The sequence below is a fragment of the Lysobacter terrestris genome, assembly GCF_014489475.1.
GTDB lineage: Bacteria > Pseudomonadota > Gammaproteobacteria > Xanthomonadales > Xanthomonadaceae > Agrilutibacter > Agrilutibacter terrestris.
The window spans coordinates 1,454,603-1,477,128 of sequence record NZ_CP060820.1 but is presented as its reverse complement, the minus strand read 5'-3'; the positions used below and the strand labels follow the sequence as shown (position 1 = coordinate 1,477,128).

The window sequence follows — 22,526 nt, the reverse complement described above, 5'->3', positions numbered from 1 at the left end:
TTCTGGCGAACGCGTTTCGGCCAACGGGCTGTCAGGCTCCGTGCCGGGAGCGGTGGTACGCAACAAGGGCATTGGCGTGGCCATGGCCAATCTTATGTGTGGCCTTGAGAAAGGCCACTTGCTCCATGTGCTTCTTGTCGTTCAGGGAATCAAGAATCTTCAGCCAGTGCGCAACGGGCTGCCCGTAGGTCTTTTCAATGGACGGGAAGTACGAGGCGGGCCCTTTAACTTTGGCATCGGTAGTCATGAGTTTTCTCGCTATGGATCGGATCAGGCCGCAAGCCCCGGCGACTGGCTCGGCCTGGGTCCTATCCATTGGACGAACGAGAATGCATGGAATCGACATGCGGAACTCGACGTGAGCCGCCCGGTTAGCCCATGGGGTCCTGCTGGCCATCCGTCGCTTTTTCGGCGGGCGCAGCCGCAGCCTTTCGCTTATGCGAGTCGACCATCACGCCGATAAAGAAGCCGAAGATCATTCCAAGCGCCAGCTTGCCGAAAAGGATGCCGACAAACGTCCCCAGGATCGTGCCCGCAACAACCCAGTGACCTGCTCGATACGGTTTTGCATTCGGTTGCATGAGTTTCCTTGGGGCGACTGGCGCCTGAACTGTTGAAAAGGTTTGTCAGGCCGCCGACCGCAGGAGCGCGGTCAACGTGCCCAGCCACGCAACAAGGACCAGGGCCACCCGGACCAGATTGCCGGAGGCCCACTGCCGTGCGGTCACGGCCAGCTTCTCCGGCGCAACCGAAAGCGGCGCGCCGAACAGCAGGCGGTTGCGCGGGTAGTGGTACTTGAATGTGACGATGTCGCTCGCCACGAGTGCCACGAGCGCGATGACCAGCGCCCACCGGGCGGTCGGATGGGCCCAGTTCGTCGCAATGGCGAGCAGGGTCAGGAGCTGTGTGGCCGGCGACAGGACGCGGAACAGGTTGGCCGGCGTAGCGGCAGCCATGAACAGGCGGCCGTGCTCCAGTCCCTGTGGCCCGCCGCGCAGGTTGGGCGCAAGAACCACGGCGTCGTACAACGCCGCGCCCCACAGCGCGCCGGACGCCAGCAGGGCCAATACCGTGACGACATGGGCCAGCTCGTGCATTTTCGCGATCCCCTTGGTTGGTTTCCCAGCGGCTGAGAAGAACTACTCGCACCGTTCCTACTGCCGCAAGCGCGGCACCCCATGCGCATCGCGTTCCTCGACCGCGGCCTGGTCGGCGATCTTCTGCCGCAGGTCGCGGCCGGGCAGTTCGTCGACGCTGTCGCCGCGGATCGCGCGCAATGCGTTGACGTAGCTGCGGCGCGCGCGTGCTTCGTCGCCGATCGCGGCGAAGCCGTGGCCCAGTTCCTCCCATGCGTCGCTGCCCGCGCCCTGCGCCAGTGCGCGATGCAGGTAGCCCTCGGCCTGCGGCCACTGGCCCTGCGCCAGCGCGATGCGCGCCAGGGTGACGAGCAAGGCCGGGCTCATCGGTCGCGCCTGCAGCCAGCGTTCGGCGTGGGCACGGCGCGTGTCCAGGCGCGCGCGGTCCTGCGGCACCGGCAGGCGGCCGTAGGCGGTGGCCAGCGCCTCGTCCCACTTCGCATCCAGCGCCGCTTCGATGCTGCCGGCGGCCGCGTCGTCCCAGCGCAGCGCGGCGGCGCGTTCGGCGTAGGCGATGACCGTGCGCGCGTCGCTCTTCAGCGGTTTCGGCAAGGATTCCCAGCGGTCGGCGAGGACGTTGGCGTCCGCGGCTTCGCGAAGTCCGGCTTCGGCCCAACGCGCCTCGCGTTCGGCGAGCTGGTCGGCAGAGAGCACCTGTTGCTGCCGCAGTGCGCCGAGCAGGCCGTAGGCGTCACCAGCGCGGCCCATCGCCGCCAGCGTGTCGGCGCGCAGCAGCACGCCGCGCGGCGGCAGCGGTTGCGCGGCGGGCGCATCGAGCGCCGCCAAGGCATCGGCCGGGCGGCCGGCGCCCAGCGCCACTTCGGCCACGGCGATCGCGTGCGCGGCCGGCTGCTTCGCCGCCAGCGGTTCGAGGTAGCGCTGCGCCTGCGCCGCATCGCCGCGCTGCTGCGCGGCGCGGGCCGCGGCGAGCTGGGCGATGGTCGCGACTTCATCGCTCTGCGCGGCCTGCACCAGCGACTTCTCCGCACGTGCCCAGTGGCCGTGTTCGACCGCGAGCAGGCCGTCGGTCAGACGCGCGCGCGCCTGCTTCTTGCGATGCCGGCGCAGCGCCACGAACGGCAGGCTCAGCACTTTCCACGCCAGCCACAGCACCAGCAGCGACGCCACCACCGCCAGCATCGCGCCGACCAGCGTGGTGCTGTAGTCGGTGCCGCCGTAGCGCACCAGCACGTAGCCGGGGTCCTGCACGAACAACTGCGCGACCAGCGCGCCGAGCAGGGCGAGGGCGATCCAGAACAGGAGGTTGCGGAACAGGTTCATGGCCGTGCACTCGAGGTCGTGGATGGAAGCGGCGGGTGGATCGGCGTTGCGCGTGCCTCAGCGCGCCCGCAGCTGGCGCAGCTGTTGCAGCGTGCTGCCCAGGGTGGGAACGGTCAGTGAAAGGGGCAGGGCAGCCAGCGCCTGCAACTGCGCGCGCTGTTGCGCGAGTGCTTGCGAATCGGGCGCGAGCCGCTGCAGCCAGGTGTCGGCGCGACGCAGCGCATCGCGGTAGCCCGGCGCATCGCGGCGTTCCGCGGCGACGCGCGCCAGCGAGATTTCCAGCTGCAGCCCGGCCAGTGCGGCCGCGCGGTCCGCAGCCTGCACCGCGACGGCGCGATCGGTGGGCTGCACCTGCAGCAGGTTGCCGAAGGCGCGTCGCCACCACGGCGCGGTGCTCGCGCGCGCGGTCGCGTCGCGCTGCGCAGGCGCGGTCACGTCCTGCGCGTAGGCGTCGAGTCGCGCGATCGCCTTGACCTTCGGATCGGCGCCGAGCGCATCCAGCGCGGTGCGTTCCTGCAGCAGGGTCTGGCGCAGGCTGAGGTAGGCGGGATCGTCGATGCCTTCGAGCACGCCCGCCGCCAGCGCGTAGGCGCGGCGCGCGCCGTCGAGGTCGCCGGCGATCTGCAGGCGCTGGCCGCCGAGGGTCAGCAGCATCTCGGTTTCGTCCAGGCGCAGCGCCTGCGCGCCGTGGCGATCGGGGTCGGCGAGCCGTTCCACGCTGGCCTCGAGCAGGGCCGCGCGTTGGGTGATGCCGTCGAGTTCGTCGCGCAGCACGCGGTTGAGCGAATCGGCCTGCTGCAAGCGGCGCGCGTGCGAGCGTTGCTCGGCGCGCAGGGTGTTCAGGCGTTCGGAGAGCGCGGCCACCTGTTGCTGCGCGGCTTCGGCATCCGCGCGTTCGTGCGCATGCCACTGGCGCCAGCCCGCGTAGCCGGCGAACGCGAGCACGGCCAGCGCGACCAGCCAGGGCCAGATGCGGTGGCGGCGTGGAGCGGAGGTGTCTTCGGGGAAAGCGGACACGGCGCGGCTCGAAGTGTGATCAGGTTCTCATGCTACCGGATGCCGTCGCGCCGCCGCGGCCAGCAGATCGTCCGGGCGCGGGCCGCTCGCGGCGGAAACATCGCCGAAGCCCAGGCTTCTCGCCAGCACGCAGAGCCGTTCGCTCGCGGCAACGACATGGGCGTTGCGCAGCTTCGCCGCCGCGCCGGCCGGGATTGCGTCGAGCACGCGCTGCAAAGCCTCACCGCTGCTCAGCGCGAGTGCCAGCGGAACATCGGCGGCCTGCACCTGGTGCACGGCCGCCGCATCCAGCGGGATCAGCTCGCGCCCGTACACGTCCGCACGCAGGATTCGCGCGCCGCGCGCCTCCAGCGCCGGCGCGATCTCGCCGCGACCGCCGGGCGCGGTGACCAGTCCGACCTCGCGACCCCTGACGTCCTGCAGCACGGGCAGGGCCAGCAGGCCATCGCTGTCCATGCGCGTCGGCGCGTGCACCGTGCCGACGCCGACGCCGACGCCGGCGTCGTGCAGCGCTGCGGCCGTGCCCGCGCCCACGGCGCACCAGTGCTGGCCGGGACGTGGCGCAAAGGGCTGCAATGCGCGTGCGGCATGGACCGCGGTCGGACTGGTGAAAACCACCACCGCGGCCGCCAGCGCCGCGCGCAGGTCGGCATGCGTGGCGGGACCGTCCTTCAGCACCAGCTTCCACGGCGACAACGCGATCAATCCGGCGCCGTACCTGGCCGCGGCACGCCGCAGTACATCGTGCTCACCGCGAGGCCGCAGCGAGATCACATACCATGATGGGGTGGCACTCCGGTTCATGCGCGCAGCTTACTAGGCCCCATCGTCCGCACGCATTGGCTGGAAGACCTCGACATCCCGACGTTGCCAGGATCCGCCGTAACGATGCCCCACGCCGCCGAACTCGCACGCCTGCTCGCCCATTACCAATCGATGCCGCCGGTCGCGCTGATGCAGCTGAGCATCGCCGGCTACGACGGCCACCGCCTGCAGCTGCACGCGCCGCTCGCGGTGCACGTCAACGACAAGGGCTGCGCGTTCGGTGGCAGCCTGGCCTCGATGATGACGCTGGCCTCGTGGGGGGTGGTCAACCTGCTGGTCGAACGCGCCGGCCTGCACGCCGACATCTTTGTGGCCGACAGCCAGATCCGCTACCTCGCGCCGCTGTTCGCCGACCTCGACGTGGTCGCCGAACCCGCCGCCGACGCCGATCCCGCCGCCTTCATCGACACCCTGCGCACGCGCGGCCGCGCACGCATCGGCCTGGCGGCGTGCACGCGCCTGCCCGACGGCGGCCTGGCCACCGATTTCACCGCGCGCTACGTCGCGATACTGAAGTGACGGCGCGGCGGCAGGCCGCGGCACGCGCGCCGTCGCGTTAGGATGCGCGCAACCGATCCGGCCGATCCCCAGGAGCTGCCCGCATGACGCGTCTGTTCAACGCCTTCCGCACGGCCTTCGTCCTGCTGTGCCTGCTCGCGCTGGCGGCATGCGCCACCGTCGCCAACCAGAGCACCAAGTTCGACCAGTCCGTGTATGCGTGGTCGGGCGCGATCCGCTGGGGCGATTTCGAGGGCGCGCTCAACCTGATCGACCCCAAGGTGCGCGAGAAGTACCAGCCGACGCCGCTGCAGCTGGAACGCTACAAGCAGGTGCAGATCTCGTCCTATCGCGACGTCGGCACCAGCACGGACTTCGACGCCGGCACCGCCGTGCGCGACATCGAGATCGGCGTGATCAACCGCCACACCATGGCCGAGCGCACCGTGCGCTACCGCGAAACCTGGCGCTGGGACACCGACGCCAAGGCATGGTGGGTGACCGGCGAACTGCCGGACCTGTGGGATGGGCAGTAACGTCCCCGGCCACCCCGCGGCGGCTCAGGCCGTCAGGTAATACGTCGCGATCACCACGAACACCGCCAGCGTCTTGATCGCGGTGATCGCGAAGATGTCCTTGTAGGACTGGCGGTGGCTGAGGCCGGTGACGGCCAGCAGGGTGATGACCGCACCGTTGTGCGGCAGCGTGTCCATGCCGCCGGAGGCCATCGCGGCCACGCGGTGCAGTACTTCCATCGGGATGCCCGCCGCCTGCGCGTTGGCGATGAAGCTGTCGGCCATCGCCGCCAGCGCGATGCTCATGCCGCCCGAGGCGGAACCAGTGATGCCGGCGAGCGCGGTGACGGTCACCGCCTCGTTCACCAGCGGATCGGGGATCGCCGCCAGCGCATTGGCGACGACGAGGAAGCCGGGCAACGCCGCGATCACCGCGCCGAAGCCGTATTCGGAGGCGGTGTTCATCGAGGCGAGCAGGGCACCGCCGATCGCGCTCTTGCTGCCCTCGGCGAAGCTCGCGCGCACCGGCTGCCACGCGAACGCCAGCACCGTGGCGATGCCGACCAGCAATGCGCCCTCGACCGCCCAGATCGCCGCGACCTTGGAGACTTCCTGCACCACCGGCGCGGTCTTGCCCATCACCGCGGGCACGAATTCGTGGCTGGCGCCGTACCACTGCGGGATCAGCACGGTGAACAGCTTGTTGCTCACGCCCACCAGTACCAGCGGCAGGATCGCCACCAGCGGATGCGCCAACGCGGCACCGCTGTAGGCGGCCGGTTCGTTCACGAGCGTGGCGGCATCGCCATAGCCTTCGCCGCGCTTCACCGCGACGCGGCGGCGCCATTCGAGATACGACAGGCCGACGATCAGGATGAACACCGAACCGGTCACGCCCAGCAGCGGCGCGGCCCACGAGTCGGTGCCGAAGAACGCGGTCGGGATGATGTTCTGGATCTGCGGCGTGCCCGGCAGCGCATCCATGGTGAAGGTGAACGCGCCCAGCGCGATCGTGCCGGGAATCAGGCGCTTGGGGATGTTGCCCTGGCGGAACAGCTCGGCCGCGAACGGATACACCGCGAACACCACCACGAACAGCGACACCCCGCCATAAGTGAGCAGCGCGCACACCGCGACGATCGACAGCATCGCCCGGCCGGCACCGAACACACGGATGGTGGCGGACACGATCGAACGCGAGAAGCCGGACAGCTCGATCAGCTTGCCGAACAGGGCCCCGAGCACGAACACCGGGAAGTACAGCTTGAGGAAGCCGACCATCTTGTCCATGAACAGGCCGGTGAACATCGGCGCGACCAGCGCCGGGTCGGTTAGCAGCACCGCGCCCAGCGCCGCGACCGGCGCGAACAGGATCACGCTGTGGCCGCGGTAGGCCACGTACATGAGGAAGCACAGCGCGGCCAGGACGATCAGGAAGGACATCATTGCTCCGTGGCGCCGATGGGGCGCGCTTCTGGAAGCGCCGAGGCTTCCTGTTCTCGTCTTCCCGGCGAACGCCGGGATCCAGCCTTGCACCGCCGAAGAAAGCCGGACCCCGGCGTTCGCCGGGGTGACGTCCCGGTGGTGTGCCGTGCCCATGCGGCAACCGTCAACTGCGTCGGTCAGCCGGATCGGCGCAGCGAGTCTCGCGACTGGCCCCCGTCCGGCCCATTGTCCGAACGTACGATGCCCACCCCCCGTAGCTCCGGCCTAGCCTTGCGCAAACGGTGGGGAGGGGCCCGCCGCACATCTACGCAGCACCCGCAGGAGGGGACGCGATGAAGCGCAAGGTTCTGAGTCTGGCGATCGGTTCGGTGCTGGTATCGGCATTGGCCGCGCCGGTGGCATGGGCGCAGGACGCGGCTCCATCGGATGCAAGCACGCAGGAAGCGAAGGCGACCAACCTCGGCGCCGTCACCGTCACCGCGCGCAAGCGCGAGGAAACACTGCAGTCGGTGCCGGTCGCGGTCACCGCGTTCACCGCCGACGCGCTCGACAAGCTCAACGTCGAGGACATCGGCGACCTCGACGCACTGGTGCCGAACCTGACCGTCTACGCCGCGCGCGGTTCCAGCAGCACGGTCACCGCCTACATCCGTGGCGTCGGCCAGTCCGATCCGCTGTGGGGCGTGGACCCGGGCGTCGGCATCTACCTCGACGACGTGTACATCGCCCGCCCGCAGGGCGCGCTGCTCGACGTGTTCGACGTGGAGCGCGTGGAAGTGCTGCGCGGCCCGCAGGGCACGCTGTACGGCAAGAACACCATCGGCGGCGCGATCAAGTACATCTCGCGCGGCCTGCCGCGTGAATTCGACGGCAACGCCTCGGTCACCGTCGGCAACTACAACCAGCTCGACGTGAAGGCGGCGATCGGCGGCCCGATCGGCGGCGCCGACAGCGGCCTGCGCGGCCGCATCGCCGTGGCCAGCCTCAACCGCGACGGCTTCGGCCAGAACATCGTCACCGACCAGGACGTGAGCGACAAGGAAATCCTCGCCCTGCGCGGCCAGCTCGGCGCGTACGCCGGCGACAACTTTGATGTGCAGTTCGCCTTCGACTGGATGGACGACCAGTCCGGCGTGCGCGGTGCGCAGATGCTGGCGCCCAACCGCTTCGTGCCCGGCGTGCAGCCGCTGGATTCGCGTTACGACGTGCGCAACGGCATGCCCAACGTCAACGACACCACGATGAAAGGCGCGTCGATGACGGTGAACTGGCGCGCCAACGACGACTGGACCTTCAAGTACGTACTGGCCAAGCGCGAGTCCGATACCGAGACCAACATCGACTTCGACACCACCCAGGCCAAGATCGCCGACGTCAAGGCGTTCTATGCCGACCAGCAGGTCAGCCACGAGATCCAGGCGAACTTCGATGCCGGTGGCCGCGCGCGCGGCGTGATGGGCCTGTACAAGTTCGACGGCGACGCCGGCGGCCAGGTGCTCAACAACTTCTTCAACCTGCTGTTCGGCGACACCCAGGGCCAGGTGCAGACCGAGAGCATCGCGCTGTACGCCGACTGGACCTTCGACCTGACCGAGCAGCTCAAGCTCGACGTCGGTGCGCGCTACACCGACGAGGACAAGCACGCCACCGTGCTTAACCGCGGCTATCGCGATGCGACGTTCACCACGCCGATCTCGGTCGCGGCCAACTTCGACAAGACCATCAACTTCAAGAACACCTCGCCGAAGATCTCGCTCGACTACCAGGTCACCGACGACATCATGGTGTACGGCCTGGCGTCGCGCGGCTTCAAGTCGGGTGGCTACAACATCCGTGCGCAGGCCACCGCGGTGCCGCGCTCGGCCGACCCGTTCCAGGACGAGCAGGTGGACAGCTTCGAGGTCGGCAGCAAGATGGCCTTCCTCGACAACAGCCTGTTCCTGAACCTCGCCGCGTTCCACAACAAGTACGACGACATCCAGTTGTCGATCTTCACCGCCTACGACAGCAACGGCGACGGCACCGACGATGCGTTCTTCGGCGACTTCACCAACGCCGGTTCGGGCACGATCAATGGCGCCGAAGTCGAATACCAGTGGCTGCCGGGCGAACACTGGGCGATCTCGGGCAACCTGGCGTGGCTCGACGCGAAGTTCGACGAGTACATCTTCAAGGGCGTCAACATCGCCAACCAGCAGGAAATCACCAATGCGCCGGAGTTCTCGGGCGCGGTCAACCTGGAGTGGCGCACCGGCCTGGCCAACGGCGGCAACCTGTCGGCGCGCGTCGGCTACAGCTACCAGTCCGAAGTCGTCGCCACGACCGAAGTGGTGCGCGACCCGATTACCGGCGCGAGGACGCAGCCGATCACCCAGGACGGCTACGGCCTGATCAACGCCGGCGTGACCTGGCGCCTCAACGATGCGTGGTCGTTCTCGCTCAACGGCAGCAACCTGGCCGACGAGGAATACCGCACCACCGGCTACAACCTGCAGGCGGCGCTGGGCGTGCTGACCGGCTTCTATGGTCCGCCGCGCCAGTATTCGCTGACGGCGCGCTACGACTTCTGACGTTTCTCTCTGCGGTGGGCGGGGCGCGACGGTGAGATTGGCACCGTCGCGCCCTCTTTTTGCCTCGAAGCGGGCGAGGGAGTCGGACATACTCCTTTCTCCCCGCATAGCGGGGAGAAGGTGCCCGCAGGGCGGATGAGGGGCGCTTTTGCTCGTTGTGCATTTTTCACGCCGCGTCCCCTCACCCTGCGTTGCTGCGCAACGCGGTCCCTCGCTATGCCCCCAGCCCTTGCGCATAGCGCAAGGGCGTTCAGTCGGGCATGCGCCAGTGGCGCATAAGCGCCCGTCTTCACCCCGCAAGCGGGGCGAGGGGTAACAGCCAGCGGGGCGAGGGGCAACAACAAGCCGGACGCGGGACAACAGCACGCTATCCTCGCTCCGTGCCCGCACCACCTGACCCGATGACTCCATGCTCCACGCCGGCCTGATCCTCTTCGCCGCGCTGCTCTGGCTGGGCCTGCTGTTCGCGGCCGGGCTGTACGGCGAGCGCCACCCGCAGGCCTTCGCCACGCGCTGGAAGCACGTCTACGCGCTCTCGCTCGCCGTGCACTGCACCTCGTGGACCTTCTACGGCACGGTGACGCAGGCCGCGCGTTACGGCTGGCCGCTGCCGCCGACCTTCCTCGGCGCGATCCTGCTCTACGCGCTCGCCGCCGCGCTGATGGTGCGGCTGGTGAAACTGGCGCGCGAAACCAACGCCACCTCCATCGCCGACCTCATCGCCACGCGCCTGGGCAAGGACACCTGGCTCGCCGCCACCGTCACCCTGGTCGCCGCGCTCGGCCTGGTCCCGTACATCGCGCTGCAGCTGAAGGCGATGGCGATGAGCTTCGCCGTGCTCAGCGGCAACACCCGCGGCACCGCCGAAGTCCCGCCGTGGCAGGACATCGCCCTCTACGTCGCGCTGGCGATGGCATTGTTCGCGATGCTGTTCGGCACGCGCCGCGTCAGCGCCGCCGAGCACAACCGCGGCCTCGTGCTGGCGATGGCCTTCGAATCGTTGTTGAAGCTGGGCGCCATGCTCGCGCTGGGCGCGTTCGTCTGGTGGGGCCTGGGCGACCTGCCGGCAACGACAACCGCCACGCCAGCACCCATCGCCAACGACGGCGGCTTCATCCCGCTGGTGCTGCTCGGCGCCTTCGCGATGTTCATCCTGCCGCACCAGTTCCACATCGCCGTGGTCGAGTGCCGCGACGAACACGACGTGCGCACCGCGCGCTGGCTGTTCCCGCTCTACCTCGTGCTGATCGCGCTGCCGGTGCTGCCGCTCGCGCGCGCCGGGCAGGCCCTGCTCGGCAACACCGGCGTGTCCTCCGACATGTACGTGCTCGCCCTGCCGCTGTCGCAGGGCCACGCCGGCCTGGGCCTGTTCGCCTTCCTCGGTGGCCTCAGCGCGGCCACCGGCATGGTCGTGGTCAGCACGCTCACGCTGAGCCTGATGATCGGCAACCACTGGCTCGCGCCCGGGCTGCTGCGCCGCGCCTGGGTGCGCGACGACAGCGGCGACCTGCGCGGCGCGGTGCGCCTGCTGCGCCGCGTCGGCATCGTCGCGATCATGCTGCTGGCGTGGATGTACGGCCGCGCCGTTGCCGGCAGCGCGGCGCTCGCCGATGTCGGCGCGGTGAGCTTCTCCGCACTCGCGACGCTCGCGCCCGCGCTCGCGTTCGCGGTGTGGCGCCCGCACACGCCGCCGCGCGCGGCGATCGCCGGCATCGTCGGCGGCTTCGCGGTGTGGGCGTGGTGCCTGCTGCTGCCGGTGATGGCTTCCTCGCACGGCGTCACCCCGGCGTGGGTGAGCGCGGGTCCGTTCGGCGCGCAATGGCTCGCGCCCGATGCCCTGTTCGGCCTCACCGGCTGGAGCCGCCTCGGCCGCGCGGTCGGCGCCAGCCTGTTCGTCGGCACGCTCGTCACCGCGCTCGTCGCGGTGTGGCGCACCGCGCCGCTGCGGCGCGAATCGCGCGGCCTCGACGCCGCCACCCTGCGCAACGCCGGTCGCCGCTTCCTCCCGCGCGAACGCGTCGCCGAGCTGCTCGCCACCGCGCCCGCCACCGGCGCCGTGCCGCACGCGATCGAAGCGGCGATGGAACACGACCTCGCCGCCGTGCTCGGTTCGGCCTCCGCGCGCGTGCTGCTCGACGCCGCGCGCCGCGAAGGCGGCAACGGCCACGACCTCGACACCGTCGCCGCCATCGTCGATACCGCCGCGCAGGACCTGCGCTTCAACCAGCGCGTGCTCGAGGCCGCGTTGCAGAACATGAGCCAGGGCATCAGCGTGGTCGACGCGCAGCTGCGCCTGGTCGCCTGGAACCGCCGCTACGCGCAACTGTTCGGCTACCCCGACACGCTGCTGCGCGTGGGCACGCCCATCGCCGAGCTCTCCGCGTGGACGTTGCAACGCATGCCGCACAAGGGCGCACTGCAACAGGCGCTCGCGCGTCGCCTCGCCTTCATGCGCGCCGGCTCGCCGCACCTGTCCGAGCGCGTGTTCCCGGACGGCAGCATCGTCGAAATCCGCGGCAACCCCATGCCCGGCGGCGGCTTCGTCGCCACCTTCACCGACGTCACCGCGTTCCGCCGCGCCGAAGCCGAACTGCTGCAGGCCAACGAGACGCTGGAGCAGCGCGTCGTCGACCGCACCACCCTGCTCGAACAGGCCAAGCGCGAAGCCGAATCCGCCAACGACGCCAAGAGCCGCTTCCTCGCCGCGATCGGCCACGACCTGCTGCAACCGCTGCACGCCGCGCACCTGTTCACCGACGCGCTGGCGCAGACGCGTGAAGCCGATACCCAGCACGTAGTCATCGATCAGATCCGCGGCGCGCTCGACTCCACCACCGACCTGCTCACCGGCCTGCTCGACATGTCGCGCCTGGAAGCCGGTGGCCTGGTGCCCGAACGCCGCGCGCTGCCGCTGGCCGACGTGCTCGAACCGCTCGCCTCGGAGTTCCGCGCCCTCGCCGCCGAACGCGGCCTCGCCTTCCGCTACGTGCCCAGCGCGCTGTGGATCGACACCGACCCGCAACTGCTGCGGCGCGTGCTGCAGAACTTCCTCGCCAACGCCGTGCGCTACACCGCGCGCGGCCGGGTGCTGCTCGGCGTGCGCCGCGACGGCAGCGCGCACGATAACGGCAGCCTGCGCATCGAAGTGCACGACACCGGCCCCGGCATCGCCGTCGACCAGCAGCAACTGATCTTCGAAGAGTTCCGCCGCGGCGGCGACGCGCCGGGGCAGGGTCTCGGCCTGGGCCTCGCCATCGCGGAGCGCATCGCCGGGCTGCTGCATGCCCCGCTCACCCTACGCAGCGCACCCGGCCGCGGCACCATGTTCGCGGTGAGCGTGCCGATCGTGCCCGCGCAGGCGCGCGAACCCGTCGCCTCACCGTCGCCACGCGCGCGCCTGCCCGGCCTGCACGTGCTGATCGTCGACAACGAACCGCTCGCCATGGACGCCCTGCGTCGCGTGCTCGAAGGCTGGGGCTGCCGCGTCAGCGCCGCCGCGCGCGAGACCGAAGCGGCCAACGCCATCCACGGCGATCCTGCCGACGCCTGGCTGTTCGACTACCACCTCGACGACGACACCGGCGTCGCCCTGCACGAACGCCTGAAGGACCGCCACGGCGCCCGCCCCACCGTGATCCTCAGCGCAGACCACACCGAAACCGTGCGCCGCGCCGTGCACGAAGCCGGATTGCCGCTGCTGATGAAGCCGCTCAAGCCGCTGGCGTTGAAGTCGGTGCTGGATCGGTTGTTGGCGGCTAGGGCGGTGTCGTAAGAAACAAGGGTCTGCTTTCGACCCAAAGCGGACACCCAAAGCCCGCTTCCAGATCACCGCTGGAGCGCACGCAGTATTTCGAATCTGACGACATGGCGGATTGCGCCGGGTCAGTTGAACACTATGCCGCCGTCGACAAGGATCGATTGACCTGTGATGTAGTTGGAATCGGCGCCTGCCAGGAACGAGACTACAGCCGCCACTTCCGATGGTTCGGACAGCCGATCGAGCGCAATACCGTTCGCGAACTGCTCCCACGCCCAGGCTTCGGGCTTGCCTGCGGCCGACGCGGCCTTTTTCACTAGGTCTTCCACCAGCGGCGTCCTGACGATGCCGGGGGCGTAGGTGTTGACGGTGATGCCGTCCTTCGCCAAGTCCCGGGCCGCCGTCTGCGAAAAACCGCGAACTGCGAACTTGGAAGCCGAATACAGCGCGATCCCGGGGTTTCCGATGTGCCCCGCCTGCGATGCTGCGCTGATGATCTTTCCGCCGTGTCCAAGTGCCCGGAACGCCGCGGCCGCCGCTTGCGTGCCCCAGACGACACCGTTGAAGTTGATGGAGAAGAGCTGATCGATGCTCTCCTGCGTGATCTCTTCGATCGGGGATGCCGGCGCAATGCCAGCGTTGTTGATCATGACGTCGAAGCCGCCCAGCTCCGACGCGGCATGGTTGACCGCGGCGAACACGCTGTCCCGATCCGCGACGTCGACCTGGATCGCAAGGGCGCCGCGCTGCTTTCCGCCAAGCGCATCGGCCACCTTGCGCGCATTCTCGATATTCAAGTCGGCCACCGCCACTTTGAAACCATCGGCGTAAAGCCGTTCGGCGATGGCTTGTCCGATGCCTTGGCCGCCACCGGTAATCAAAGCGACCTTGCCATTTTCAGTTCGTGCCATGTCATTTCTCCTTGTTCGCGATTGCCTGGAGCTGGCCGGCCCGATGAGCCGGCCGCTCCACAACCCTGCGTGTCGTCTTACGAGGTGGTGACGTTCAGGGCGACGTCGATGTTGTTGTGGGTCGCCTTCGAGTACGGGCAGATCTCGTGCGCCTTATGTGCGATCAACTCGGCAGTCTCTTGATCGAACCCAGGCACGCGGACGTCGAAGCGCGCCTGCAGGACGTAGTCATTGCCCTTCAGGACAAGGTCGATCTCGATGTCGACGGAAAGATCGTCCGGAAGCGTGACCTTCTTCTGGCTCGCCACGAGTCCGAGCGCGCCGATGTAGCAGGCCGACCAGGCGCCGGCAAAAAGCTGCTCTGCGGTGGGATGATTGGCGACTCCGGTGAATACCAGGTCTTCGCCCCCCGGCGACGACGTGCGCAGATCGACGTTGACGTGGCCGTTCGTGCTGGTGGGGCTGACGGTCGTGTGCGTCTTGCCGGTGAAAAGGACCTTGTTGAGCTTGTTCATGATGCGTATCTTCTGTGGGAAAGGTGGTATCGCATACGAGTAGATCGTATGCGATGGAAATAAGTTAGCCCCCCGCCAGGAGCGGGGCAAGACCCGGGCCCGCCGTCGCTTAACTGTCATTCATCGTATGCGATCAAATCGGACGCGGGAGACGCCGCGCTAGCGCTTTGATCGCATGCGATGTATTATTAACGCGGGATTTAGCCCTGCCGGCGGTAACGACAAGCTCATGAATACGAAACCTGAACAGGCATCGGAGCTGAAGCTGTCCGAGTTCCTGTGCTTTGCGGTCTATTCGGCGAACCTGGCTTTCAGCAAGGTCTATCGTCCGATCCTCGACGCGTTGGGCTTGACCTACACCCAATACGTCACGCTCGTGGCCTTGTGGGAAGAGAACGACCAGACCGTGAGTGGCCTGGGCGAGAAACTCTTCCTGGAATCCAACACACTGACGCCGATCCTGAAGAAGCTCGAGGGCATGGGTTACGTGGAGCGCTTGCGGGATCCAACTGATGAGCGGCAGGTTCGGATCCAGGTGACGAAAAGCGGGCGCCGCCTGCGCGACAAAGCGGTGGTGGCGGTATCCGATCTCGGCACTGCGACCGGACTGGGCCCGAAGGAGTTCTCCAGACTGCAGAAGGAGATCGTGACGCTCCGCAACAGTCTTCTCCAGTCGGCAGACCACGCTGGTTGAATGGCGATGCGCCGAAGGTAGTGAGCTGAGGCCCTCCAGATGAACGCCGTCTCGTTTGCCATCGGCATGGTCGCAATCGGGCTGATGGGATTCGCCAACCAACGCGGGCCGATATGCACCGTGGGGGCGATCCGCGAGATCGTCACGGAAAACCGCTACGTCCGATTCTCGGCGCTCCTGGAAGCTTCGCTTTGGGTTGGCGGTGGCTTGGTCCTCCTCAACGGGGCAGGGCTTCTCCCGCAGATGCCGCAAGGCTACGTGGCTAGTGCGGCCACGATCATCGGAGGCGCACTCCTCGGCTTGGGGGCTTTCATCAATGGGACCTGCGCCGTCGGAACAATCGCGAGGATCGGCGCCAGGCATTGGGCTTATCTATGGACGCTGGTCGGCTTTTTCCTTGGAAGCCTGGCGATGGCGTGGCTGGCCTTGCCTCGGCGATCGGACGATGGATCGATTCTGCTTGTTGCCTCGGCGTGGCTGATAGCAGCCTGCGGCGTCCTGTTGACGGTGCGGTTGCTAACGCACGGACGAGGTTTGTGGCGCACGCGCATCACGCCGCTGCGCTACGTATGGTCGCCGCATGTCGCAACGACGATCCTGGGGCTGTGCTTCTTGATTGCGTTCGTGACGGTAGGCGCTTGGTCGTACACCGACACGCTGGGTGGACTGGCGCGGGGCATGACGTCGAGGCTGGTCCCGAGCTTGCTTCTGTTCCTTGCGCTCTTCACCGGGGCGCTGATTGGCGGCTGGACGACCGACGCCTCCGGCGCCAACCTGCCTAAAGGTGCGCCTGCCAGGAATTGCCTGCTTGGCGGTGGGCTCATGGGCGCGGGAGCGGCACTGGTGCCGGGCGGAAACGATGGCTTGATCCTGATCGGAATGCCGTTGCTATGGCCATATGCGTGGACCGCCTTCGCCAGCATGTGCGTGACGATCTACATGGCGACGCTCTTTGCGCACGCCAAACTCCGCCGCCATTCCCTATAGCATTGCCGGACCTAGAGCCGGTGCAGTGAATCGACCGCAGTGTCCGCTTCTGGCCGGAAGCGGTCGGACGAGGGTGCCGCGTTTCGGCTCGAACCCGCGAGCCTTCGAATTTGCAGCGACGTGAGGAAAAACCCATGGCCGACGAACTCGCATCCGCCAACGTCAACCGCTCCTACCAGCTCGCGGCGTCGAGCATCGCGATTTTCACGTTCCTGTTGTTCTTCATCTATCCCAAGTACACCGCCGGGCAGGTCGACGCGCTCTCGTACCAGGCCACGTTGATCGTGATGGGAGTGGCCACGTTCTCGTTCGCGTTCTCGTCGTTCTATTACTACGGCGCCTCGCTGGGCGGGCGGATCGAGGATGGCGAACGCGCGCGCTACGCGCGGCAGGGCGATCGCCTGTGGCTGCTCGGCTGCGTGCTGCTGTTCCTGGCGCCGTGCCTGATCCTGTTCACGGTCCGGCTGCTGGTGGTCGCGTCGGTCTGGTTCGCGCTGTGGCTGGTGTACGTGTCCTTCGCGGTGCGCTACTTCCCGCGCGTGCAGACGCGCAGGGCGCAATAGCCGCAGGCGCGGGAACCCGGCGCGGCAAAAAGACCCAACCGTGAGGCTTGGAGGCTCATCGCCGGGGCAAAAAGGCTCGACGGCGAGGCTCGGAGCCCCATCGCCGGGGCAAAAAGGCTCGACGGCGAGGCTCGGAGTCCCATCGCCTAGGCAAAAATGCTCACCGGTGAGGCTGGGGAGCCGCAACGCCGAGGCAACAAGGCCTGGTCGCGGGGTTGCGAGCCTCGACGGCGCGGCGGAAGGGCTTCACCGGCACGCCGTGGGGCGGGCGTAGACTCGCCCGCGGACCCCTTGCGGCGCCCCGCCGCCGCACCGTCGCGGCCGCCGCCGCGTGCCCAGTGCGTTGGTCTGCTCGCAGCCCGATCTGCCGGCCGGCTGCCCGCTGCGTGCATCGGCATCCCTCATCGTCTGGAGATCGTCGCCATGAGCAACAAGCCTGCTGTCGTGCTGGTCCACGGTTTCTGGGGCGGGGCCGCGCATTGGTCGAAGGTGATCGTGGAGTTGTCGCGCAAGGGTTACGGCGACATCCACGCGGTCGAGATGCCGCTGACCTCGCTCGCCGACGATGCCGAGCGCGCGCGCAAGATGGTCGCGCAGATCAACGGGCCGGTCGTGTTGGTGGGCCATTCCTACGGCGGTGCGGTCATCACCGAGATGGGCGACCAGCCCAACGTGAAGGCGCTGGTCTACGTCGCCGCGTTCGCGCCCGATGCCGGCGAGAGCCCCGGCGCCATCACCCAGCAGCAACCGCCGGCGGCGGTGGCCAACATCGCGCCGGACAGCGACGGCTACCTGTGGGTGAAGCCGGACAAGTACCACGAGAGCTTCTGCCAGGACCTGGACGCCGACGAAGGCCTGGTGATGGGGGTGACGCAGAAGGCGCCGCTGGGCAGCACCTTCGGCAACAACGTCACCGCGCCGGCGTGGAAGAAGAAGCCGTGCTGGTACCAGATCTCCAGCCAGGACCGGATGATCCATCCCGACAACCAGACGCGGATGTCCGGGCGCATGGGCGCGAAGAAGGTGATCACCCTGGATGCGAGCCACGCCTCGCTGGCGTCACGCCCGGCGGAGATCGCGGCGTTGATCGACGAGGCCGCCGCGGCGACGTAACGGCCGGTGCGAGCGCCGCGTCCAGCGCGGGCCGACGGCTAGCGCTGTCCGGACAGCGCGGCCGCCATGCTCGCGCGCCAGCGCCGCTGGCGCGCGAGCAGCGCGGGATCGGCGCGTGGTTCGAAGTGTTGTTCCGGCAGGCGGGCCCAGTCCGCGGGTCGACCGGCGAGCAGGAACGCAGTGCCGCGTGCGGAGGCTTCGCATTGCGCCGGCCGGCGCAGTGGCAGGCCGCTCAGGTTGCTGAGCGCCTGGCACAGCCGGTCCGCGTGCGCCAGGCCGCCACTGACCAGCACGTAGTCGCAGGGATCGCCGACGCTGCGCAGCAGGTCGAGGTTGCGCTGGACGAGGAAGACGATGCTCTCGGCGACCGCGACGAGGTGCTGCTGCGGCGTGGTGGCATCGATGAAGTGCGAGGGGAAGTCGGCGCGCCAGTCGGGCGAGCCGAGGCCACCGATGCCGTTGAGGAACACGGCGTCGCCCGCGCCGTCGTCCGTCCAGCCCGCGTCGAGCGCCGCGGCGACATCGCCGATGCCGTGCTGCGCGGCGAACCACGCGAGTGCGGCGCCGGCACCGTTGACCGTGCCCTCGACCACGTACTCCGGCGCGTCGCTCCAGTGGATCACGCTGCGCAGCAACCGCGACGGCATGGACGTCGGCGGCGCCAGGCGATAGGCGAAGGCACCGGTGCCGATATTGAGATAGGCCGCGTCACCGCGCGGCTCGCCGCAGGCGAAGGCCGCGGTCGACTGGTCGCCGCTGAGCAGGCGCAGCGGCAGGCGTAGCGCGGGCAGGCCGTCGCCCGCCAGGACGAGGTCGCCGAACGCGGCATCGCTGCGCGCGATGTCGGGCAGCCAGCGGCGCGCGATGCCGAAGCGCGCGAGCTGTGCGGAATCCCAATCGCCGCGCGCGAGATCGAACAGCAGGGTCCGCGCGGCGTTGGCCGGGTCGACGCGGGCGGGTCGCTGCTCCAGCAGTTGGAACGCGAGGAAGGCCGCCAGCGGTCCGATCAGCAGGCGGTCGTCGGCGGCCGCCGCCTGCACGCTGCGCAGGTGGTCCAGGCACCAGCGGATCTTGCTCAGGCCGAAGTGCGCATTCGGATACAGCCCGGTGCGCGCGCGGATCGCCTCGGCATCGAGCGCCTGCGCGGCCAGCCATTGCGCGCCGCGGGTGTCCTGCCAGCTGAGGATCGGCGACAAGGCGACGCCGCTGTCGCGATCCCAGCACACCAGGCTGGAGCGCTGGCAGCTCAGCCCGCAGCTGCGCACGCGCGTGCGTTGCGTCGCATCGAGTTGCAGCAGGGCCGCCTGCGCCGCCTGTCGCAGCGAGGCGACGACGGCCTGCGGATCCTGTTCGACCCAACCGGGGTGCGGCCGGTGCTCGCCGACGTCGACCCGCGCCGCGGCCAACGCATGGCCCGCGCCGTCGAACACCAGCGCGCGACTGGCGCTGCCGCCCTGGTCCAGTGCGAGGAACAGCCCGCTGCGCTCCATCGGCCTATCGTGCGCCGTTTTTCGGCGGGGTGCGTGCGGCGAGGTGTGTGCAGCGACCGCGTTGCGTCGGGTCGGCGATGGCGCAGGCGCTATGCTTGCGCGCGGCGCGGTTCTTCATGGAGTGACGCAATGGTCGGCAAGGTGCCGCGGAAGTCGGCGCAGCGCGAGGGCGTCGCGCCGAAGCGGGGTGTGGCCCGGCAGGGTGCGGCGGCATCCGCGCGCGCCACTGCGCGCAGCGGCGTGGCGATCGCACGCACGCCGGCCGATGCCCGCCTCGACCCCGCGCTGCTGCGCCGCCTGCTGCGCGCGAAGGACCGGATGGACGCGGCCTCGCACGAGGAGTGGCCGGTGCACCGGCTGGCGCGGGTGAGCCGCGTCTCCGCGGCGCACTTCGCGCGCTCGTTCAAGGACGCCTTCGGCATCCCGCCGCACCGCTACCTGCTCACCCGCCGGATCGAGCGCGCCAAGACGCTGCTGCGCGACACCGAACTGGCGATCACCGACATCGCGTTCCAGACCGGCTGGCAGAGCCTGGGCACCTTCGGCCGCACCTTCCGCGACATCACCGGCGAAAGCCCGGGCGAGTTGCGGGCGCGCGAGCGCGCCGCCATCCACGCGCTGGAACAGGTGCCGGCCTGTTTCGTCAGCGCCGCCTACCGCCCCGAGCTCACCATCGCAGTTTCGGAGAAGCGGCGGCAGGAGGCGGCCGATAGCATTCCCTCCGACACAACCCAGGCCTGATGGAGGGCAACATGAGTCAAGGAGTCGGAGTGGTCGGCGTGTACGTGCGCGACCAGGAAGAAGCACTGCAGTTCTACGTCGGCAAGCTCGGTTTCCGCGTGCATACCGACGCGCGCAACGGCGACTACCGCTGGCTGACGGTGCAGCATCCGGAGCAGCCTTCGTTCCAGCTCGGCCTGTTCGCGCCGCAGGCGCCGCTGGTCGACGCGGCGACCGCGCAGACCCTGCGCGAGGTCGTGGCGAAAGGCGCGATGCCGCCGCTGGTGCTGGTCGTCGACAACTGCCGCGCGGCCTACGACCGCATGCACGCGGATGGCGTGGAGTTCACCCAGGAGCCGGTGGCGCGCTACGGCAGCGTGGATGCGAGTTTCCGCGACCCGTCGGGCAATGGCTGGAAGATGATCGAAGCCGCCCGCGGCTGAGCATCCGCCGCCGCAGCAATGATGCCGCGCGGGCGGCCTGCGCAAGCAAATCGCCCGCGCGTGATGCGGCAGCACGTAGCCCGGGTAAGCGCAGCGCACCCGGGGTTCGCATGACGTGTCGACAGACCGCATGCGCAGCTACGTCCTTCGAACCCGCCTTCAACGGAGATCGCCATGAACTGGACCCAATGGGTCCGGCACTTCCATCGCTGGACGTCGCTGGCATTCGTGCTGGCCGTCATCGCGACGTCCATCGCCCTGGCACAGGAACGGCCGGTGGTGTGGATGTCCTACGTGCCGCTGCTGCCGCTCGCCCTGCTCGCGCTCACCGGCGTGTACCTGTTCGCGCTGCCGTATGCCGCGCGCTGGCGCGGTCGGCGCAACGACGGGTGACGCGGTGGCTTACACCTGCCGCGCCGGATCGCTGAGTTCGAGTTCGCGCAGCACCACGCCCGCCTGCGTGCGGTTGCGCACGCCCAGGCGTTCGAAGATCGCGGTGAGGTGCGCCTTCACCGTGCGCTCCTGTACTTCCAGGCGGTCGGCGATCTGCTTGTTGAGCAGGCCTTCGGCGACCAGCACCAGCACGCGGAACTGCTGCGGCGACAGGCTCGCCAGGCGCGCGGCGAGGTCGGCGTCGTGGTCGCTGGAGCGCGCACGCGACACCGGTGCGCGCAACGCGGCGGGCAGCCACTGTTCGCAGGCGAGCACGGTGCGGATCGCCTCGCGCAGTTCGTCCAGGCCGGAACTCTTCGGCAGGTAGCCGGCCGCGCCGTGGTCGAGCGCGCGGCGGATGACCCGCGGGTCGTCGTTGGCCGACACCACCACCACCGCCACGCCCGGGTGCTGCGCGCGCACCGCGGCGAGGCCGGCGAGGCCGTGGTTGCCGGGCATGTGCAGGTCGAGCAGGACCAGGTCGATGTCGGGCTCGGCTTCGAGCGCGGCGAGCACGCCGTCGAGCGAATCGGCTTCGCGCACCTGCAGGTCGGCGACGGCATCGGCGGCGGCGCCGCGCAGCGCGGCGCGGAACAGCGGGTGGTCGTCGGCGATCAGGAGGGTGGGCATCGGTCCTCAGTCGTCATTCCGGCGCACGCCGGGATCCAGCTTTTAAGCTTCGGATTCTCGCGGCGAAAGCGAACCACAAGAGCTGGATCCCGGCTTTCGCCGGGATGACGGGCGAAAAGACCAAAGCAGGTCCGTCGCTGCGCTCGGGATGACAGCTCCTCATTGCACCTTCCCCACTCAATTGCACAGTCCAGCGTCACTGCACCGTCCACCCACCATCCACATCGATGGTGTGGCCGGTGATGTTGCGCGCGACCGGCGACATCAGGAACGCGGTGATCCCGCCCAGTTCCTCGAAGGTGATGAACACGCCCTTCGGCATCGGCTTGAGCATCACCTCGCTCACCACCTGCGCCTCGGGGATGCCGCGCGTGCGCGCCTGGTCGGCGATCTGCTTGTCGACCAGCGGCGTCTTCACGTAGGTCGGGCAGATGGTGTTGATGGTGATGTCGGTGCCGGCGGTCTCCAGCGCGATCACCTTGGAGAAGCCGAGCAGGCCGTGCTTGGCGGCGACGTAGGCGCTCTTGTACGGCGAGGCCACCAGCGAGTGGATCGAGCCGATGTTGACGATGCGGCCGAAGCCGCGCGCGCGCATGCCCGGCAACACCGCGCGGGTGAGGCGGGCGACGCCGACCAGCATCACGTCGACGAGGAATTCCCACTTCTGCATCGGGAACTCCTCCAGCGGCGCCACGTGCTGCAGGCCGGCGTTGTTGACCAGCACGTCGACCGGGCGCGAGGCGGCGGCGAGCGCGGCTTCGATGCTGTGGTCGGAGGTGACGTCCAGCGCCAACGCTTCGGCCGAACCGCCGTCCGCGCGCAGCGCCTGCGCGACGGCTTCGGCGGCGTCGCGGTTGACGTCGGTGACGACCAGGTGGTGGCCGGCGCGCGCGAGTTCGGCGGCGATGCCGGCGCCGATGCCGCTGCCGGCGCCGGTGATGAGGATGCAGCGTGCGGGCGATGCAGGTGCGGTCGAGGCCATG

General features: G+C 68.9%; 23 protein-coding genes. 11 read left to right on the top strand and 12 right to left on the bottom strand.

Going from position 1 to position 22,526, the window contains the following annotated elements; translation table 11 throughout:
- Positions 1-31: 31 nt before the first annotated feature.
- The 6 genes from H8B22_RS06910 to H8B22_RS06885 form a co-directional block, all read right to left on the bottom strand.
- Complete coding sequence (locus H8B22_RS06910) at positions 32-247, bottom strand: DUF4287 domain-containing protein (RefSeq protein WP_187713351.1); 216 nt, start codon at positions 245-247, stop codon at positions 32-34.
- Positions 248-371: 124 nt separating this feature from the next.
- Positions 372-581, bottom strand: coding sequence for a hypothetical protein (locus tag H8B22_RS06905; RefSeq protein WP_187713688.1), 210 nt, complete (start codon positions 579-581; stop codon positions 372-374).
- Between the two features lie 45 nt (positions 582-626).
- Positions 627-1,097 (bottom strand): hypothetical protein, encoded by a 471-nt coding sequence (locus H8B22_RS06900; protein ID WP_187713350.1) that lies wholly within the window; start codon positions 1,095-1,097, stop codon positions 627-629.
- Positions 1,098-1,154: 57 nt separating this feature from the next.
- Entirely contained in the window at positions 1,155-2,417 is a 1,263-nt protein-coding gene (locus tag H8B22_RS06895; protein ID WP_187713349.1) for a heme biosynthesis HemY N-terminal domain-containing protein, read from the bottom strand.
- A 57-nt stretch (positions 2,418-2,474) separates the two neighbouring features.
- On the bottom strand, positions 2,475-3,434 hold the full coding sequence (locus H8B22_RS06890; RefSeq protein WP_225876302.1) for a tetratricopeptide repeat protein: 960 nt from the start codon (positions 3,432-3,434) through the stop codon (positions 2,475-2,477).
- A gap of 27 nt (positions 3,435-3,461) precedes the next feature.
- Positions 3,462-4,238 (bottom strand): uroporphyrinogen-III synthase, encoded by a 777-nt coding sequence (locus H8B22_RS06885; RefSeq protein ID WP_187713348.1) that lies wholly within the window; start codon positions 4,236-4,238, stop codon positions 3,462-3,464.
- Between the two features lie 84 nt (positions 4,239-4,322).
- On the opposite strand from H8B22_RS06885, the gene H8B22_RS06880 reads away from it, so the two are divergent.
- Both H8B22_RS06880 and H8B22_RS06875 read left to right on the top strand, forming a co-directional pair.
- Entirely contained in the window at positions 4,323-4,778 is a 456-nt protein-coding gene (locus H8B22_RS06880; protein WP_187713347.1) for a YiiD C-terminal domain-containing protein, read from the top strand.
- An 83-nt stretch (positions 4,779-4,861) separates the two neighbouring features.
- Positions 4,862-5,293 carry a hypothetical protein gene (locus H8B22_RS06875; protein ID WP_187713346.1) on the top strand — a complete coding sequence of 144 codons (432 nt, stop codon included), beginning with the start codon at positions 4,862-4,864 and terminating at the stop codon, positions 5,291-5,293.
- Positions 5,294-5,317: 24 nt separating this feature from the next.
- Here H8B22_RS06875 and H8B22_RS06870 read toward each other — a convergent pair whose 3' ends face one another.
- Positions 5,318-6,715 (bottom strand): GntP family permease, encoded by a 1,398-nt coding sequence (locus H8B22_RS06870; protein WP_187713345.1) that lies wholly within the window; start codon positions 6,713-6,715, stop codon positions 5,318-5,320.
- A 335-nt stretch (positions 6,716-7,050) separates the two neighbouring features.
- Between H8B22_RS06870 and H8B22_RS06865 the strand changes: the two genes are divergently transcribed.
- Both H8B22_RS06865 and H8B22_RS06860 read left to right on the top strand, forming a co-directional pair.
- Positions 7,051-9,288 carry a TonB-dependent receptor gene (locus H8B22_RS06865; RefSeq protein ID WP_187713344.1) on the top strand — a complete coding sequence of 746 codons (2,238 nt, stop codon included), beginning with the start codon at positions 7,051-7,053 and terminating at the stop codon, positions 9,286-9,288.
- 409 nt (positions 9,289-9,697) lie between these two features.
- Positions 9,698-13,060 (top strand): hybrid sensor histidine kinase/response regulator, encoded by a 3,363-nt coding sequence (locus H8B22_RS06860; protein WP_187713343.1) that lies wholly within the window; start codon positions 9,698-9,700, stop codon positions 13,058-13,060.
- Between the two features lie 110 nt (positions 13,061-13,170).
- Here H8B22_RS06860 and H8B22_RS06855 read toward each other — a convergent pair whose 3' ends face one another.
- Both H8B22_RS06855 and H8B22_RS06850 read right to left on the bottom strand, forming a co-directional pair.
- Positions 13,171-13,956 (bottom strand): (S)-acetoin forming diacetyl reductase, encoded by a 786-nt coding sequence (locus H8B22_RS06855; protein ID WP_187713342.1) that lies wholly within the window; start codon positions 13,954-13,956, stop codon positions 13,171-13,173.
- A 77-nt stretch (positions 13,957-14,033) separates the two neighbouring features.
- On the bottom strand, positions 14,034-14,471 hold the full coding sequence (locus H8B22_RS06850; RefSeq protein WP_187713341.1) for an Ohr family peroxiredoxin: 438 nt from the start codon (positions 14,469-14,471) through the stop codon (positions 14,034-14,036).
- 229 nt (positions 14,472-14,700) lie between these two features.
- Between H8B22_RS06850 and H8B22_RS06845 the strand changes: the two genes are divergently transcribed.
- The 4 genes from H8B22_RS06845 (at position 14,701) to H8B22_RS06830 (ending at position 17,828) form a co-directional block, all read left to right on the top strand.
- A complete protein-coding gene (locus tag H8B22_RS06845) occupies positions 14,701-15,165 on the top strand; it encodes a MarR family winged helix-turn-helix transcriptional regulator (protein WP_187713340.1) in 465 nt (154 codons plus the stop codon).
- Between the two features lie 39 nt (positions 15,166-15,204).
- Positions 15,205-16,152: a YeeE/YedE thiosulfate transporter family protein gene (locus tag H8B22_RS06840; RefSeq protein WP_208456933.1), complete on the top strand. Its 948-nt coding sequence runs from the start codon at positions 15,205-15,207 to the stop codon at positions 16,150-16,152.
- Between the two features lie 134 nt (positions 16,153-16,286).
- The gene (locus H8B22_RS06835) at positions 16,287-16,715 is read left to right on the top strand and encodes a hypothetical protein (RefSeq protein ID WP_187713339.1); all 429 of its coding nucleotides are present in this window, start codon (positions 16,287-16,289) and stop codon (positions 16,713-16,715) included.
- A 423-nt stretch (positions 16,716-17,138) separates the two neighbouring features.
- Positions 17,139-17,828 carry an alpha/beta hydrolase gene (locus H8B22_RS06830; protein WP_187713338.1) on the top strand — a complete coding sequence of 230 codons (690 nt, stop codon included), beginning with the start codon at positions 17,139-17,141 and terminating at the stop codon, positions 17,826-17,828.
- A 38-nt stretch (positions 17,829-17,866) separates the two neighbouring features.
- Here the strand turns inward: H8B22_RS06830 and H8B22_RS06825 are convergent, their stop codons facing one another.
- Entirely contained in the window at positions 17,867-19,318 is a 1,452-nt protein-coding gene (locus tag H8B22_RS06825; protein WP_187713337.1) for an FGGY family carbohydrate kinase, read from the bottom strand.
- Between the two features lie 318 nt (positions 19,319-19,636).
- Here H8B22_RS06825 and H8B22_RS06820 point away from each other — a divergent pair, with 318 nt between their 5' ends.
- From H8B22_RS06820 to H8B22_RS06810, 3 genes are all read left to right on the top strand, one after another.
- Entirely contained in the window at positions 19,637-20,059 is a 423-nt protein-coding gene (locus H8B22_RS06820; protein ID WP_208456938.1) for a helix-turn-helix transcriptional regulator, read from the top strand.
- Positions 20,060-20,070: 11 nt separating this feature from the next.
- Positions 20,071-20,481: a VOC family protein gene (locus tag H8B22_RS06815; protein ID WP_187713335.1), complete on the top strand. Its 411-nt coding sequence runs from the start codon at positions 20,071-20,073 to the stop codon at positions 20,479-20,481.
- A gap of 174 nt (positions 20,482-20,655) precedes the next feature.
- Positions 20,656-20,874, top strand: a complete 219-nt coding sequence (locus H8B22_RS06810) for a hypothetical protein (RefSeq protein ID WP_187713334.1) — start codon at positions 20,656-20,658, stop codon at positions 20,872-20,874.
- Positions 20,875-20,883: 9 nt separating this feature from the next.
- Here the strand turns inward: H8B22_RS06810 and H8B22_RS06805 are convergent, their stop codons facing one another.
- The gene (locus H8B22_RS06805; protein ID WP_187713333.1) at positions 20,884-21,543 is read right to left on the bottom strand and encodes a response regulator transcription factor; all 660 of its coding nucleotides are present in this window, start codon (positions 21,541-21,543) and stop codon (positions 20,884-20,886) included.
- A gap of 196 nt (positions 21,544-21,739) precedes the next feature.
- Positions 21,740-22,525, bottom strand: coding sequence for a 3-hydroxybutyrate dehydrogenase (locus H8B22_RS06800; RefSeq protein ID WP_187713332.1), 786 nt, complete (start codon positions 22,523-22,525; stop codon positions 21,740-21,742).
- Position 22,526: the final 1 nt, after the last annotated feature.

What these genes read in the sequence shown, in the direction of transcription:
- H8B22_RS06910 (WP_187713351.1), bottom strand. Translation starts at nt 247, where the DNA reads ATGACTACCGATGCCAAAGTTAAAGGGCCCGCCTCGTACTTCCCGTCC.
- H8B22_RS06905 (WP_187713688.1), bottom strand. Translation starts at nt 581, where the DNA reads ATGCAACCGAATGCAAAACCGTATCGAGCAGGTCACTGGGTTGTTGCG.
- H8B22_RS06900 (WP_187713350.1), bottom strand. Translation starts at nt 1,097, where the DNA reads ATGCACGAGCTGGCCCATGTCGTCACGGTATTGGCCCTGCTGGCGTCC.
- H8B22_RS06895 (WP_187713349.1), bottom strand. Translation starts at nt 2,417, where the DNA reads ATGAACCTGTTCCGCAACCTCCTGTTCTGGATCGCCCTCGCCCTGCTC.
- H8B22_RS06885 (WP_187713348.1), bottom strand. Translation starts at nt 4,238, where the DNA reads ATGAACCGGAGTGCCACCCCATCATGGTATGTGATCTCGCTGCGGCCT.
- H8B22_RS06880 (WP_187713347.1), top strand. Translation starts at nt 4,323, where the DNA reads ATGCCCCACGCCGCCGAACTCGCACGCCTGCTCGCCCATTACCAATCG.
- H8B22_RS06875 (WP_187713346.1), top strand. Translation starts at nt 4,862, where the DNA reads ATGACGCGTCTGTTCAACGCCTTCCGCACGGCCTTCGTCCTGCTGTGC.
- H8B22_RS06870 (WP_187713345.1), bottom strand. Translation starts at nt 6,715, where the DNA reads ATGTCCTTCCTGATCGTCCTGGCCGCGCTGTGCTTCCTCATGTACGTG.
- H8B22_RS06865 (WP_187713344.1), top strand. Translation starts at nt 7,051, where the DNA reads ATGAAGCGCAAGGTTCTGAGTCTGGCGATCGGTTCGGTGCTGGTATCG.
- H8B22_RS06860 (WP_187713343.1), top strand. Translation starts at nt 9,698, where the DNA reads ATGCTCCACGCCGGCCTGATCCTCTTCGCCGCGCTGCTCTGGCTGGGC.
- H8B22_RS06855 (WP_187713342.1), bottom strand. Translation starts at nt 13,956, where the DNA reads ATGGCACGAACTGAAAATGGCAAGGTCGCTTTGATTACCGGTGGCGGC.
- H8B22_RS06850 (WP_187713341.1), bottom strand. Translation starts at nt 14,471, where the DNA reads ATGAACAAGCTCAACAAGGTCCTTTTCACCGGCAAGACGCACACGACC.
- H8B22_RS06845 (WP_187713340.1), top strand. Translation starts at nt 14,701, where the DNA reads ATGAATACGAAACCTGAACAGGCATCGGAGCTGAAGCTGTCCGAGTTC.
- H8B22_RS06840 (WP_208456933.1), top strand. Translation starts at nt 15,205, where the DNA reads ATGAACGCCGTCTCGTTTGCCATCGGCATGGTCGCAATCGGGCTGATG.
- H8B22_RS06835 (WP_187713339.1), top strand. Translation starts at nt 16,287, where the DNA reads ATGGCCGACGAACTCGCATCCGCCAACGTCAACCGCTCCTACCAGCTC.
- H8B22_RS06830 (WP_187713338.1), top strand. Translation starts at nt 17,139, where the DNA reads ATGAGCAACAAGCCTGCTGTCGTGCTGGTCCACGGTTTCTGGGGCGGG.
- H8B22_RS06825 (WP_187713337.1), bottom strand. Translation starts at nt 19,318, where the DNA reads ATGGAGCGCAGCGGGCTGTTCCTCGCACTGGACCAGGGCGGCAGCGCC.
- H8B22_RS06820 (WP_208456938.1), top strand. Translation starts at nt 19,637, where the DNA reads ATGGACGCGGCCTCGCACGAGGAGTGGCCGGTGCACCGGCTGGCGCGG.
- H8B22_RS06815 (WP_187713335.1), top strand. Translation starts at nt 20,071, where the DNA reads ATGAGTCAAGGAGTCGGAGTGGTCGGCGTGTACGTGCGCGACCAGGAA.
- H8B22_RS06810 (WP_187713334.1), top strand. Translation starts at nt 20,656, where the DNA reads ATGAACTGGACCCAATGGGTCCGGCACTTCCATCGCTGGACGTCGCTG.
- H8B22_RS06805 (WP_187713333.1), bottom strand. Translation starts at nt 21,543, where the DNA reads ATGCCCACCCTCCTGATCGCCGACGACCACCCGCTGTTCCGCGCCGCG.
- H8B22_RS06800 (WP_187713332.1), bottom strand. Translation starts at nt 22,525, where the DNA reads ATGGCCTCGACCGCACCTGCATCGCCCGCACGCTGCATCCTCATCACC.